Origin of the sequence: Nocardia brasiliensis (genome assembly GCF_042691675.1) — a bacterium.
Lineage (GTDB): Bacteria > Actinomycetota > Actinomycetes > Mycobacteriales > Mycobacteriaceae > Nocardia > Nocardia brasiliensis_D.
Map to the genome: position 1 here is coordinate 7,624,746 of NZ_CP170507.1, position 12,696 is coordinate 7,637,441.

At 67.6% G+C, this 12,696-nt stretch carries 12 protein-coding genes; 5 read left to right on the top strand and 7 right to left on the bottom strand.

All coding sequences use genetic code 11. From position 1 onward, the window contains the following. Positions 1-15: 15 nt before the first annotated feature. Positions 16-597, bottom strand: a complete 582-nt coding sequence (gene pth / locus ACFK0J_RS35170; RefSeq protein WP_378734011.1) for an aminoacyl-tRNA hydrolase — start codon at positions 595-597, stop codon at positions 16-18. 22 nt (positions 598-619) lie between these two features. Next, positions 620-1,234: a 50S ribosomal protein L25/general stress protein Ctc gene (locus ACFK0J_RS35175; RefSeq protein ID WP_218471645.1), complete on the bottom strand. Its 615-nt coding sequence runs from the start codon at positions 1,232-1,234 to the stop codon at positions 620-622. 303 nt (positions 1,235-1,537) lie between these two features. Here ACFK0J_RS35175 and ACFK0J_RS35180 point away from each other — a divergent pair, with 303 nt between their 5' ends. Then, entirely contained in the window at positions 1,538-3,157 is a 1,620-nt protein-coding gene (locus tag ACFK0J_RS35180; RefSeq protein ID WP_378734012.1) for a peptide chain release factor 3, read from the top strand. A 24-nt stretch (positions 3,158-3,181) separates the two neighbouring features. Here ACFK0J_RS35180 and ACFK0J_RS35185 read toward each other — a convergent pair whose 3' ends face one another. Both ACFK0J_RS35185 and ACFK0J_RS35190 read right to left on the bottom strand, forming a co-directional pair. Further along, positions 3,182-3,781, bottom strand: a complete 600-nt coding sequence (locus ACFK0J_RS35185) for a nuclear transport factor 2 family protein (RefSeq protein WP_378734013.1) — start codon at positions 3,779-3,781, stop codon at positions 3,182-3,184. Between the two features lie 189 nt (positions 3,782-3,970). Then, a complete protein-coding gene (locus ACFK0J_RS35190; protein ID WP_378734014.1) occupies positions 3,971-4,864 on the bottom strand; it encodes an Abi-alpha family protein in 894 nt (297 codons plus the stop codon). A gap of 264 nt (positions 4,865-5,128) precedes the next feature. On the opposite strand from ACFK0J_RS35190, the gene ACFK0J_RS35195 reads away from it, so the two are divergent. Continuing rightward, entirely contained in the window at positions 5,129-6,451 is a 1,323-nt protein-coding gene (locus tag ACFK0J_RS35195; RefSeq protein WP_378734015.1) for a hypothetical protein, read from the top strand. Further along, the gene (locus ACFK0J_RS35200; protein WP_378734016.1) at positions 6,442-7,329 is read left to right on the top strand and encodes an Abi-alpha family protein; all 888 of its coding nucleotides are present in this window, start codon (positions 6,442-6,444) and stop codon (positions 7,327-7,329) included. Before ACFK0J_RS35195 ends, ACFK0J_RS35200 begins: the two co-directional genes overlap by 10 nt. Here the strand turns inward: ACFK0J_RS35200 and ACFK0J_RS35205 are convergent. Beyond that, complete coding sequence (locus tag ACFK0J_RS35205; protein WP_378734017.1) at positions 7,326-9,167, bottom strand: ABC-F family ATP-binding cassette domain-containing protein; 1,842 nt, start codon at positions 9,165-9,167, stop codon at positions 7,326-7,328. The genes ACFK0J_RS35200 and ACFK0J_RS35205 overlap by 4 nt on opposite strands. A 258-nt stretch (positions 9,168-9,425) precedes the next feature. Between ACFK0J_RS35205 and ACFK0J_RS35210 the strand changes: the two genes are divergently transcribed. Then, positions 9,426-10,274 carry an LLM class flavin-dependent oxidoreductase gene (locus tag ACFK0J_RS35210; RefSeq protein ID WP_378734018.1) on the top strand — a complete coding sequence of 283 codons (849 nt, stop codon included), beginning with the start codon at positions 9,426-9,428 and terminating at the stop codon, positions 10,272-10,274. On the opposite strand, the gene ACFK0J_RS35215 is transcribed toward ACFK0J_RS35210, so the two are convergent. Then, positions 10,275-11,210 (bottom strand): 4-(cytidine 5'-diphospho)-2-C-methyl-D-erythritol kinase, encoded by a 936-nt coding sequence (locus ACFK0J_RS35215; protein ID WP_378734020.1) that lies wholly within the window; start codon positions 11,208-11,210, stop codon positions 10,275-10,277. Between the two features lie 40 nt (positions 11,211-11,250). After that, entirely contained in the window at positions 11,251-12,006 is a 756-nt protein-coding gene (locus ACFK0J_RS35220; protein WP_378734021.1) for an SDR family oxidoreductase, read from the bottom strand. A 78-nt stretch (positions 12,007-12,084) separates the two neighbouring features. Here ACFK0J_RS35220 and ACFK0J_RS35225 point away from each other — a divergent pair, with 78 nt between their 5' ends. Then, positions 12,085-12,684, top strand: a complete 600-nt coding sequence (locus ACFK0J_RS35225; protein WP_378734022.1) for a TetR/AcrR family transcriptional regulator — start codon at positions 12,085-12,087, stop codon at positions 12,682-12,684. The last annotated feature ends 12 nt before the right edge of the window (positions 12,685-12,696 follow it).

Consider the following 12,696-nt stretch of genomic DNA (forward strand, 5'->3'; position numbering starts at 1 on the left):
TCGCCACGCAGCAGGTCAATGCACTTGGTTCTGCGCGGTTTCCAAACCGACGCGGAGCAACAGCTCGACGGCGTCGGCGGCCTGCTCGACGATCACCGGCACTTCCTTGCGCTCCGGCGCCGCGAACGGCTTGAGCACGTAGTCGGCCGGGTCTTGCCGACCGGGCGGCCTGCCGATGCCGATGCGGGTGCGCAGATAGTCCTTGGTGGTCAGGGCGCTCGATATGGAGCGAAGCCCATTGTGCCCGCCCTCACCGCCGCCGCGCTTGAGCCGGATCTCGCCGAAGGGCAGGTCGAGCTCGTCGTGCACGACGATCACCTCGGTGGGCGGCACGGAGAAGAATTTCGCCAGCGCGGCGACCGGGCGGCCGGACAGGTTCATGAACGTCCGCGGTTTGGCGATCAGCACCTGGCGGCCGTCGAGGCGGGCCTGCAGCAGGTCGGCGCCGGACTTCTTGTGCACGGCAAAACGGCCGCCGACGCGCTGCGCGAGCACGTCGGCGACCAAAAACCCCACGTTGTGCCGGGTGCGCTCGTATTCGGGTTCTGGGTTCCCCAGTCCGACCACGAGCGCGGGCCCGGTCGTGGATTCGGTCATCTACTAACCGATTCCGGTGTTCTTACTCGGCGCTCGCGGCCTCGGCGGCAGCTTCGGCAGCCTCGGCGGCTTCCTCGACCTCGGCCTCGGACTGCGGGGCGGCGATGACGTTGACGATCAGGGTCTCCGGATCGACGATCAGGGTGACGCCCTTGGGCAGCTCGAGCTCGCCCGCGTTGATCTGGGTGCCGGCTTCGACGCCCTCGACCGAGACCTCGATGGACTCGGGGATGTTCATCGCGTCGGACTCGATGGAGATGGTGGTGGCGTCCTGGGTGACCAGGGTGCCGGGGGCGGCGTCGCCGGTGATGATGACGTTCACATCGGCGGTGACCTTCTCGCCCTTCTTGATGATGAGCAGGTCGGCGTGCTCGATGTAGCGGCGAATCGGGTGCACGACAACGGATTTGGTCAGCGCGAGCTGCTTCTTGCCGTCGATGACGAGGTTCAGCACCGCGTTGGTGCCGTGCTCGCGCAGGATGGCGGAGAAGGCCCGCGCGTCGACCGAGAGGTGCTGCGGGTCGGCCTGGTGGCCGTACAGTACGGCGGGAACGTTGCCGGCCCGACGGGTACGGCGGGCGGCACCCTTACCGAACTCGGTGCGGACGGCGGCTTCGAGAAGGTTGGCGTCGGACATGACTGGATCTACTCCCTACGGCTGTTCCGGGCTGTCAACAGTGCGCCAGGGTCTGTATCCGCCCTGGCTGGTTGGTCTACTCGTCGGGCGAAGAACGAACGAGGACGGCCGGAAGCCGAGCCGCGTCGATCACGGTGAACGCAAATCTGGTCTGCGGTCACCCTCGCCGAGACAACCCGGACACCATACCGCAATGGTTATGCATGGTTGGAATCGGGTGGTCGGGCGGGCGTCGTGTCGCGGTCATGCCGATCGCGTAGATTAGAGCGGTTGCCGATCGGTCGTCTGTGAAAGGTTGTTCCGTTGACCGCCTCCCCTGAGGGACTGCCCGCCGAGGTTTCCCGACGGCGCACGTTCGCGGTGATCTCGCACCCCGACGCGGGCAAGTCGACGCTCACCGAGGCGCTCGCGCTACACGCCAGGATGATTTCCGAGGCGGGCGCGATCCACGGTAAAGCAGGACGCCGCTCCACCGTCTCGGACTGGATGGAGATGGAGAAGGCGCGCGGCATCTCGGTCAGTTCGACCGCGCTGCAGTTCAATTACCGCGCCGAGGGCGCCGAGGTCGACAGCGTGATCAATCTCGTCGATACCCCCGGCCACTCCGATTTCTCCGAGGACACTTACCGGGTGCTCACCGCCGTCGACGCCGCGGTGATGCTGATCGACGCCGCGAAGGGTCTGGAGCCGCAGACGCTCAAGCTGTTCCAGGTGTGCCGTCACCGCGGCATCCCGGTGATCACCGTGATCAACAAGTGGGACCGGCCCGGCCAGGCGCCGCTGGAACTGCTCGACGAGATCAACGAACGGATCGGCCTCACGCCGACCCCGCTGTTCCTCCCGGTCGGCATCGCGGGCGACTTCCGCGGCCTGCTGCGCCGCGGCGAAGACGGCGCCCCGCTCGAATACATCCACTTCACCCGCACCGCCGGTGGCGCGACCATCGCACCGGAGGAGTCGCTGACCCCGGCGCAGGCCGAGACGCGCGAGGGCGAGGCGTGGACGACCGCGGTCGAGGAAAGCGAGCTGCTCTCGGCCACCGGCCAGGACCACGATCAGGAAATGTTCCTCGCGGGGCAGACCTCGCCGGTCATCTACGCCTCGGCGATGCTGAACTTCGGGGTGCGGCAGCTGCTGGAGACGCTGGTCGCGCTGGCGCCCCCGCCCGGCCCGCGCCCCGACGTGCACGGCGGTGCGCGCGAGATCACCGAGCCGTTCAGCGCGGTGGTGTTCAAGGTGCAGGCGGGCATGGATGCCGCGCACCGGGACCGGCTGGCCTTCATGCGGATCGTCTCGGGCGAGTTCGAGCGCGGGATGGTGGTCACGCACGCGCAGACCGGCCGCCCGTTCGCGACGAAGTACGCGCTGACCGTGTTCGGCCGGGAACGCAATACCGTCGACACCGCCTACCCCGGCGACGTGGTGGGCCTGGTGAACGCGACGGCGCTGGCACCGGGTCACACGCTGTTCGTGGACAAGAAAGTGGAGTTCCCGCCGATCCCGTCCTTCGCACCGGAGCACTTCTCGGTGCTGCGCGCGGAGAGCGCGGGCAAGTACAAGCAGTTCCGCAAGGCCATCGACCAACTCGACTCCGAGGGCGTTGTGCAGGTGCTGCGCAATGACATTCGCGGCGACGCATCACCCGTGCTCGCGGCCGTCGGCCCCATGCAGTTCGAGGTGGTCACCGCGCGCATGCTGACCGAGTTCAATGTCGAGACGAGGATGGAGCACCTGCCCTACACGCTGGCCAGGCGCACCGATGCCGCGTCGGCCGACGAACTCGGCAGGCAGCGCGGGGTCGAGGTGTTCACCCGCAGCGACGGCGCGCTGCTCGCACTGTTCAGCGACAAGTGGCGGCTGCAGTACATCGAGAAGGAATTCCCGAAGCTGACCCTGGAGCCGTTGGTCGCGACCGCGGACTGACCGACCGCCTCGGGACCGCCGGGTTCAGCCCGCTTCCGGTTCGCGCCGTCCCGGCGGGGTGCCGGGGTTGCGTTCGACGGAGGAGATGATGCCGTCTTCTCTGGAGATGAGGCCCCAGCGGCTGGAGGTCAGGCGCAGGCTCGGCAGGTCGCTGAGCGAGAGCACCACTTCATAGGTGCGCTCGTAGCCGGTGTGCGAAATGCGCCAGCGGCCATCGTCGCACCGCACATATTCGTCCGAGTAGAAGGCCGCGCCGCGCAGCAGCATGTTGTGGCCGGGAATGAGCACGGTGTCGGCGAGGTACCAGGTGCCGGTCGCGGAGTCACCGTCGACGTCGATCTCCGGGTGGTCGCAGCGGTGCTCGGTGATGACGTGCGGGCCGAGCGTGTTGCGCATGAACGCGAGGAACGCGTCGCGGGATTCGAACTGCAGATATTCGCTGTAGGTCGCGGTCGCCTCGGGAATCATGGTGTCCGCGAACTCGTCCCAGGATTTCGTGTCGAGGCTGCGTAAGTATCTGAACTTCAGTCTGCTGATGGCGGTGACATCATCGAGTCTCCGCTCCTGCCCGCCACCACCCGCATTCGGGTCGCCGCGGCCCTGCCCGCCGGTTCCCTGATCCATACTTAACAATCCCATCTGAAGCCCTACGGCTTCACGATTTGGGAGATTTGTATCCTCCGCGTCCGCTTTCCGGGGCGCGGTGTGGACGGCCCCCCGTCGTTGTCCGTGTCACTGTTCGGGGGATATTTCGATCCAGTGCAGCAACGGGGACCGTCGGCACCGCGCTGTGGGCGGCGGATGCGGAGAACTCTAGCTTCCGAGAGTGAAGCAGGTGCGGCAGAAGTCCTCGCCGAACTCGGTGAGGCGCAGGCTCTTGCGCACGATCTTGGGCGCCCGGCCCGCCTTCTTCAGCGCCGCCTCGACCAACGGCTGCACCTCGAGCACCATGTACCGGCTCAGCACCACCGGGTCGTCGGAGATCAGCGTCAGGCCGAGCCGGTTGAGGTTGATCAGGTAGGGGCGCGCCCGATCCGGGTAGCGGACGCCGGCCTGCTCGGGCACCGAGGTCAGATCCCCCTGCACCAGTTCGGAGCCGATGCCCAAGGGGCGGTTGGTCCGAACATCGACCGACGGCTGCGGGCCGTTCTGTGCCATGAACCGCAGGATGCGCGCCTCGTCGGGCGCCAATTCGTCGAGGATGCGGTCGTAGGCCGGGTGCACGTCTTCGGTGAAGTAGACATCCGCGGATCGCGCGAGCAGCGCGTCACCGCGCCGACGGAGCTCGTCGGTGCTGGCCGAGCGGAGATAGGAGCCGACGGCCAGCGCCTGCTGCTGCGCGCCGCTGCCGGTACCGGGACCGTTCGGCGTCGGCACGTAGCTGACGATCTCGCGCACCGAGCCCTCGGTGACACCGAGTGCGCTACGGGCGATGGAGCGCAACGCATTTCCGGTCCGCTCGGCGATATCGGCGGAGGACTCACCGTCCAGCGCGGCCTGGGTGATCTCCTTGGTGACCTCGAATGTGGTACCGACCGCCCACTGACCGCCGCGTACCACGCTGCCCGCCGCGAGTCCGGCCGCGCGGAATACCCCGCGAATCAACCGGGCCTCGTTGCTGATCTGCCGCTGTTCGACATCCGAACTGCGCTCAACGGCGCGGGAACCGGCTCGGGTGATGTCCTGTCCGGTCCTGTCGTCTGCCACGTCATACTCCGATATCGCCAGGTGAACGAATCCGCCCCACAGATTACTGCCCCCTGTGTCGCTGGTCATTCTCGCCGTCGGGCCAGGCGGATGCGGCATTCCCGACAAACACTGTGACCGATATCTCCGCACCGGGCACCGGGGCACCGCGCGCTCCGAGATGGACCCGGTGCCGCTGATCACAATAGGGTCCGGATGCCGGAGGGGTGCTAGTTTGAGGTGCCGGTGAGGCGGCGGTCACCGGTGTATCGGCAGGAGGGTGTCGTGTTAGAGAGTGTGTTCGGAATCCACCCCACAATCCTCCTCGAGCTTCTGACAATCCCCCTTTTCACCGGGGTCATCGGTTACATCACCAACTGGACCGGCGTGCTCATGCTGTTTCGGCCGATCGCCTTCCATGGCTTCCGACTACCCGGACTTCGCGCGCTGTACCCCTTCCTGCCCAAACGAATTCAAGTGCTTCCGCTACTCAGCTACGACGGCAGATTCGGCTGGCAGGGTATCGTTCCGTCGCGCGCGGACAAGATGGCGAGCATCGCGGTCGACAAGGGACTGGCCAAACTCGGCAGTGTCGCGGACTTCTATCGCGAACTGGAGCCGGACAAGCTCGCCGAACATCTCGCGAGCATCGCCGACGAACAGATCCAGACCATCGTCGAAGATATTTTCAAACGCGAACATCCACAGCTCTGGTACAACCTGCCGAGCCAAGTGCGGGACATGGTGCACGCCAGGGTTCGTCAGCAACTACCGGATATTCTGCGCGAGCTGACAGATGAATTAGGCGCGAATATTGATCAACTGCTCGATGTGAAGCAGATGGTGATTCGCTACTTCCAAGCCCGGCCGCAACTGCTCAACACCTTGTTCCAGGTGCTCGGTGCGAAAGAACTGCGGTTCATGATCAACTTCGGCTTCTACTTCGGCGCGCCGATGGGCGCCGTGCTGGTCGCCATCCTGCACCTGACCGGTTGGTCGAGCCTGGTCGTGCTGCCGCTCGGCGGCGTGGTGATCGGCTGGGTGGTCAACTGGGTCGGCATCAACATGATCTTCGCGCCCGCCTACCCGAAGTGGTGGTGCCCTTGGCGGCAGGGCCTGCTGATCAAGCGTCAGTCCGAAATCACCGACGGCTACGCCGAATTGGTGTCGAGTCAGGTGATGACGGTCGCCAATATCGGCGACGAACTGCTCAACGGCCCGCGCTCGGACCGGACCATCCAGATGCTCGAGGACACCTTGCGCCCGGCGGCGGACCGGGCCCTCGGCCCCGCCCGCCCCGCCGTCAAGTTCATGCTGGGCAGCCGCGACTACGACACGCTGCAGGACACCTTCACCGCCGAGGCGATGGCCATCGCTCCGATCGCCTTCGCCGACCCGGAGTTCAACGTCCGCCAGGGCAGGCACATCAACCAGTACATCGCCAAGCAGATGGCGGCGCTGAAGCCACCGGACTTCGTGGACATGCTGCGATCGGCCATCAAACAAGATGAATGGCTGCTTTTTCTCCATGGCGGCGTGCTGGGCCTGTTCGCCGGATACGCTCATATCCTGATTTTCGGAACAGGAGTGGCGACGACATGGCTGTAGCGAAATCCGATCCCGGCGATGATGCCGGGGCCGCCGAGCACTCCTCCGAGGCCGCCGCGCCGTCGACGGAGATCGCTCGGTGGCCGGACAGCGCGGTCGCCCGCCGCGACGAATCCGCTTCCCGGGTGCCCTATCCCGTGGCCGGCGTGCGCGCGGCCACCGGCGTCGCCCGGGTGGCCTGGACCGCGATGACCGGCGTGACGGCGTGGGGTGTCGGCACCGCTGTCGGCGTCACCTCGACCGTCGTGCAGCGCAGCATCCAGGGCGTGCCGCCGCGAGAAGTACTGGCGGAGGCCGAATCCGAGGTGCGCGACCGGGTGCGCCGGGCGCTCGGCTTTCCGGAAGCCCCGAATGAGCCTGCCGCACATGCCGTTCCCACCTTGCGCGAACAGGGCGCGGCGCTGCTGCGTTTGTCGGCGAGCACGCACGGCGAGGACGAGCACCATCCGGCCTTCGCGGGCATGCTGGCCGAGCTGACGCCCGACGAGGCGCGGATCCTGCGCTTCCTGCACCTGGACGGCGCGCAACCCTCGATCGACATCAGGACCGGACGCCCACGCGCGCTCGGCGCCGAACGGGTCGGGTCCATGCTGACATTGGTCGGCGAGCATGCCGGACTGCGCTTCCCGAACCGGATCCAGCAGTATCTGACCAACCTGCGCAGGCTGGGGCTGGTCGAGCACCTGCGGGAGCCGGTGGGCAATCCGCATCGGTATCAGCTGCTGGAAGCGCAGGGGCCGGTGCGCGAACTATTGAAGCGGTCCGGGTTCGGCACCAAAGTGATCTACCGCAGCGTGGCACTCACCGGATTCGGCGGCGACTTCGTGCGGACCTGCCTACCGGTAACCATCCAAGACGACCGCGCCGCCGGGCACTAGTTCCCCTCCGCCAATTCCATCCACCGTTCCTCGGCGGCTTCCTTTTCCGCAACCACCTGCTTGAGTTCGGCACCCAGTTTGACCAGCTTGTCCGGGTCGGTGGCAGCCTCGGCCAGCGCCGCGTGCAGGCGCTGCTCGCGTTCGTCGAACTTCTCTATGGCCCGTTCCAGCTTGGACAGTTCCTTGCGAGCGGCGCGCTGGGCCGCGGCATCGGTCACGGGGGCCGACTTCGTGTCCGAGCCGCCCGAACGAATCGCCACATCACCCTGTGCGGCGCGCTTCTTCAGGTACTCGTCGATACCGCCGGGCAGGTTGGTGAGCTTGCCATCGCCGAACAGCGCCCAGGTCGAATCACAGATGCGCTCGATCAGGTAGCGGTCGTGACTGATGACCACCAGGGTGCCCGCCCAGTTGTCGAGCAGATCCTCCAGCTGTTGCAGGGTGTCGATGTCCAGATCGTTGGTCGGCTCGTCGAGCAGCAGCACATTCGGCTCGGCCATCAGGATGCGAGTCAGCTGCAACCTGCGCCGCTCACCGCCGGACAGATCGCCGACCGGGGTGCGCTGCCTGGCCGGGGTGAAACCGAGCCGTTCGGCCAGCTGACCCGCGGAGATCTCCTTGTCGCCGAGCATGATTCGCTGCGCGACCTGCTGAACCGCTTCCAGCACCCGCATGTCGGTCGGCAGATCGTCGAGTTCCTGACGCAGCCAACCGATCTGCACCGTCTGGCCTTGAATCCGCTTGCCCCCCGCGGGTTCGGTCTCGCCTGCCAGCGTGCGCAGCAGGGTCGTCTTACCGGAACCGTTCACCCCGACCAGACCGACCCGCTCGCCCGGCGCGAGGCGCCAGGTCAAATCGCGCACCAACTCCCGGCCGTCCGGGGTGGTGAGGGTGGCGTCCTCGAGCTCGATCACCACCCGCCCGAGGCGCTTTCGGGCGAACGCGGCCAGCGAGACACTGTCGCGCGGCGCGGGCACATCGGCGATCAGCGCCTCGGCCGCCTCCACCCGGTAGCGCGGCTTGGAGGTGCGGGCCTTCGCCCCGCGCCGCAGCCAGGCGAGTTCCTTGCGGGCCAGGTTGGCGCGCCGCGCCTCGGAAGCGTCGGCCTGCCTGGCGCGTTCGGCGCGGGCGAAGATCCAATCGCCGTAGCCGCCCTCATAGGTTTCCACCTTGCCGCCGACGACCTCCCAGGTATTGGTGGCGACGGTGTCGAGGAACCAGCGATCGTGGGTGACGACCACGAGGGCGCTGCGGCGGTTGAGCAGATGCTGGGCCAGCCATTGCACACCCTCGACATCGAGGTGGTTGGTCGGCTCGTCGAGTACGAGCAGATCGAGATCGCGGACCAGCGCGGCGGCCAGGGCGACGCGGCGCCGCTCGCCGCCGGACAGATTGTCGATCGAGGTCTGCAGGCCGAGCCCGGCGATCCCGATGCCCTCCATCACCCCGCGAATGCGCGGGTTGGCGGCCCACTCGTGTTCAGCGACGTCGACCGGCCCGCCCGTCGCCCGGCCGCCGCCCCCCATCGAATCGCTGCGCGATGCCCAATTCGAGTCATCGGCCAGCCCGGCCAGCACGACCTCACCCACGGTAGAACCCGGCGGCAGGACGCCACGCTGCGTCACCACCGCGAGTCGCAGTCCACCGACGCGGCTGACGCGCCCGCTGTCCGGCGGCTCGAGACCGGTCAGCACCTCGAGCAGAGTCGTTTTGCCACCACCGTTGAGACCGACAACCCCGATGCGTTCGCCCGCGTGGACGCCCATCGATACGTTCTCTAGTAGCGGCGTGATCCCAAAACTCTTGGAGACCTGCTCGAGGTTGATCAGGTTGGACATGAATCCTTCCGGTCCTTACGGCGGCGGGCTACGTGCGTGCCCTGAGCAAGCGTACTGAGCTCCCACATCCCCCTGCTCCGGCCCATCACTTGCGCAACGAACGATGTTCGTCTAGATTGGCGTGAACGAACAATGTTCGTTACGAACGAAGTTAGTCAGGTGCTCCCCGGAAGTACAGCCGCAGAATGGGAGCCCGCCTCGGATCCAGTGGGGTGTCAACGGGCGGCGCCAGTTCGCTTTCCTGTTGGAGGTTCTCCCATGCACGTCGGTCTCGGCCTGCCCATTTCCGATTCCACCGCCCTGCTCGACTGGGCCCGCCGCGCCGATGCCGGTCCGTTCAGCACCCTCGGCCTGCTCGATCGGCTGGTCTACGACAATCCGGAACCGCTCGTCGCGCTCGCCCTGGTCGCCGGTGCCACCACCCGCATCAAGGTGCAGACCGAGGTGCTGATTGCGCCGCTGCGCGAGCCCGCGCTGCTCGCCAAGCAGGCCGCGACACTGGACCGGATGTCCGGCGGGCGCTTCGTGCTCGGCCTCGGCGTCGGCGGCCGCGAGGACGATCACCTGGCCTCCGGCACCGACATCCGCACCCGCGGCCGTCGGCTGGACGAACAGCTGCGGATCATGCGGCGGGTGTGGTCCGGCGAGCCGTACAGCACCGACTGCGGCCCGATCGGGCCCGCACCACTGCGTCCCGAGGGCCCCGAACTGCTCTTCGGTGGCTTCCAGCCCGCCGCACTCGAACGCGTAGGCCGTTGGGGCGGTGGCTTTCTCGCCGCCGCCGCACCGTCCTGGGCCGAAGGATTGTTCGATACCGTGCGCCGTTCCTGGACGGCCAACGGGCGAGCCGGTGCGCCACGCATCGTCGCCCAGGTCAACGTCGCACTCGGTGACCAGGACCTGATCGACGACGCACGCGCCTCGATGGGCGGCTACTACGAATTCAGCGGCCGCGCCGACTACCTGCTCGACGGGATGCTCACCACGTCCGACGAAATCCGGTCGGCCATCGAACAATTCGGCGACCTGGGCGCCGACGAAGTCATGCTCTACTGCTACGGCCGCGACGCCGAGCAGGTCGACCGACTGGCCGACGTCATCGCTTGATCACCGCTTGCCGGGGTTCTCACCACTGAGGACGCGGGCGCCGGGGACCGGGCCGTTCGCCGTTCGGACGCTGCGGCACACCCCCGCGCCGGCCAGTTCCGCGGCCACCGATACCGCGGATTCCTCACTCTCACAAAGGAATGCGCAGGTGGGCCCGGACCCGGAGACCAGGCCCGCCAGCGCGCCCGCGTTGACACCGGCGCGCAGGGTGCGGCGCAGCTCCGGCTTCAGCGACAGCGCGGCCGCCTGCAAGTCGTTGCCGAGCAGCGGGGCGAGTTGTCTCGGATCACCGAAGGCCAAGGCCTGCATCAGCTGCTGCGGCTCACCGAGCCGGGGCGGGGTGCCGTGCGCCCGCAATCGATCGAGTTCCGCGAAGACCGCTGGCGTCGACAGCCCGCCCTTGGCCAGTGCGAGCACCCAGTGAAAAGTGTTGCGGGACAACACCGGAAGCAGCCGTTCACCGCGTCCGGTGCCGAGCGCGGTGCCACCGTGCAGGGCGAAGGGGACGTCGCTGCCGAGTTCGGCGGCCACGGCGACCAGTTCGTCGCGGCTGAGCCCCAGATCCCACAGTTCATTGAGGCCGACCAGGGCCGCCGCGGCATCCGCGCTACCACCGGCCATGCCGCCCGCCACCGGAATCCCCTTGGCGATGGCGATTTCCACCAAGGGCGCCCGGCCCGCCAGATGCGCGAGGCGGACGGCCGCCTTCCACACCAGATTGGTCCGGTCGGTCGGCACGTCGGCGGCGCCCTCGCCGGAGACGCGCACGGCCAGCGAGCCGGCCGGGGCGATCTCCAGGTCGTCGCTGAGCGATAGCGCCTGGAACACCGTTGTCAGGTCGTGAAACCCATCGGCGCGCAGGTCACCGACTCCGAGATGGAGGTTCACCTTGGACGGCGCGCGCACGGTGATGGGGCTCGGCACAACTGACAGCACGGTGCCCAAGCCTAACCGGTGGGTCTGACGGTCGCTTCGGTTACAGCAGCGCACCGCCGGTGGCGTCGATCCACTGACCGGTGACCCAGCGGGCGTCGTCGGAGGCGAGAAACTTGACGATATCGCCCACATCGGCGGGTTGGCCGACTCGGTTCAGCGGGGACCAGCTCGCCACGAGTTCCGCCATCTCGGCGTTGTCGCGCAAGAACCCGGCGTTCATGTCGGTGTCGATCACGCCGGGTGCCACCGCGTTCACGGTGATGCCGCGCGCCCCGACCTCCTTGGCCAGCACGCTGGTCATCGCATTGATCGCCGCCTTGGTCATGGTGTAGGCGATGAGCTGCGGCATATGGGATCCGTGGGTGAGGCCGGTGGAGATGTTGATGATCCGGCCGCCGTCGCGCAGCCGGTCGAGGCCGAGCTTGGTGACGAAGAACGGCGCCTTGGTGTTGACCGCGAAGACCCGGTCGAACGCGGCCTCGTCGGTGCCCGCGATCGGCTGACGGATGCCGTCGATGCCCGCGTTGTTGACCAGAATGTCCAGCCCGTCGGCGTGCGCGTCGAAGGCGGCCCAGAGTGCCGCGGCGTCGTCGGGCACGCCCAGCTCGGTGCGGATGGCGAAGGCCGAGCCGCCCGCGGCCTCGATCGCGGCGACGGTGTCCTTGGCGGCCGCCTCGTTCCCGTTGTAGTGGACCGCCACCCGGGCCCCGTCCCGTCCGAGCCGTTCGGCGATGCCGCGGCCGATACCCCGACTGCCGCCGGTCACCAGCGCGGTCTTGCCTGTCAATGCGCCCATCGTGGGCCCCTTTCTCTAGCGATCACTACAGAACTGGACCCTAACACATTATCTAGCGATCGCTATAGAATGATTCCCATGAGCACCCCGACGCGCGGCAGGCCGCGCTCGTTCGACCGGGAAGCCGCGCTGGACCGGGCCATGCGGCTGTTCTGGGCGCGCGGCTACGAGGCCACCTCGATCGGTGAGCTGACCGCGGCGATGGGCATCGGCGCGCCGAGTCTCTACGCCGCGTTCGGCGACAAGGCGACACTGTTCGGCGAGGTGGTGCAGACCTTCGGCGCGCGTTACGGCCAGTTCATCGCGCGCGCCTTCGCCGAGGAGCCGACGGCCGAGGCGGCGGTGCGGCGCGCACTGCGCGAGGCGGCGTTCGAGTACACCAGGCCCGACTGCCCGCACGGCTGCCTGGTGATGAGTGCGGGCGTCAATACGACCAGCGGCGAGGTCGCCGACCAGCTGCGCGAGCTGCGCAATCGGAATCTGGGCTTGTTCACCCAACGGATCCAGGCCGATATCGACGCGGGCCTGCTCGGCACCGAGGTCGACGCGCCTACGCTGGCGCGCTACATCGGCACGGTTATGCAGGGGATGTCGCAGGCCGCCCGGGACGGCGCGAGCCGGGAGGAACTCGAGCAGGTCGCCGAGTTGGCCATGCACGGCTGGGGCCGGACCGGATAGCGACCGCTACGT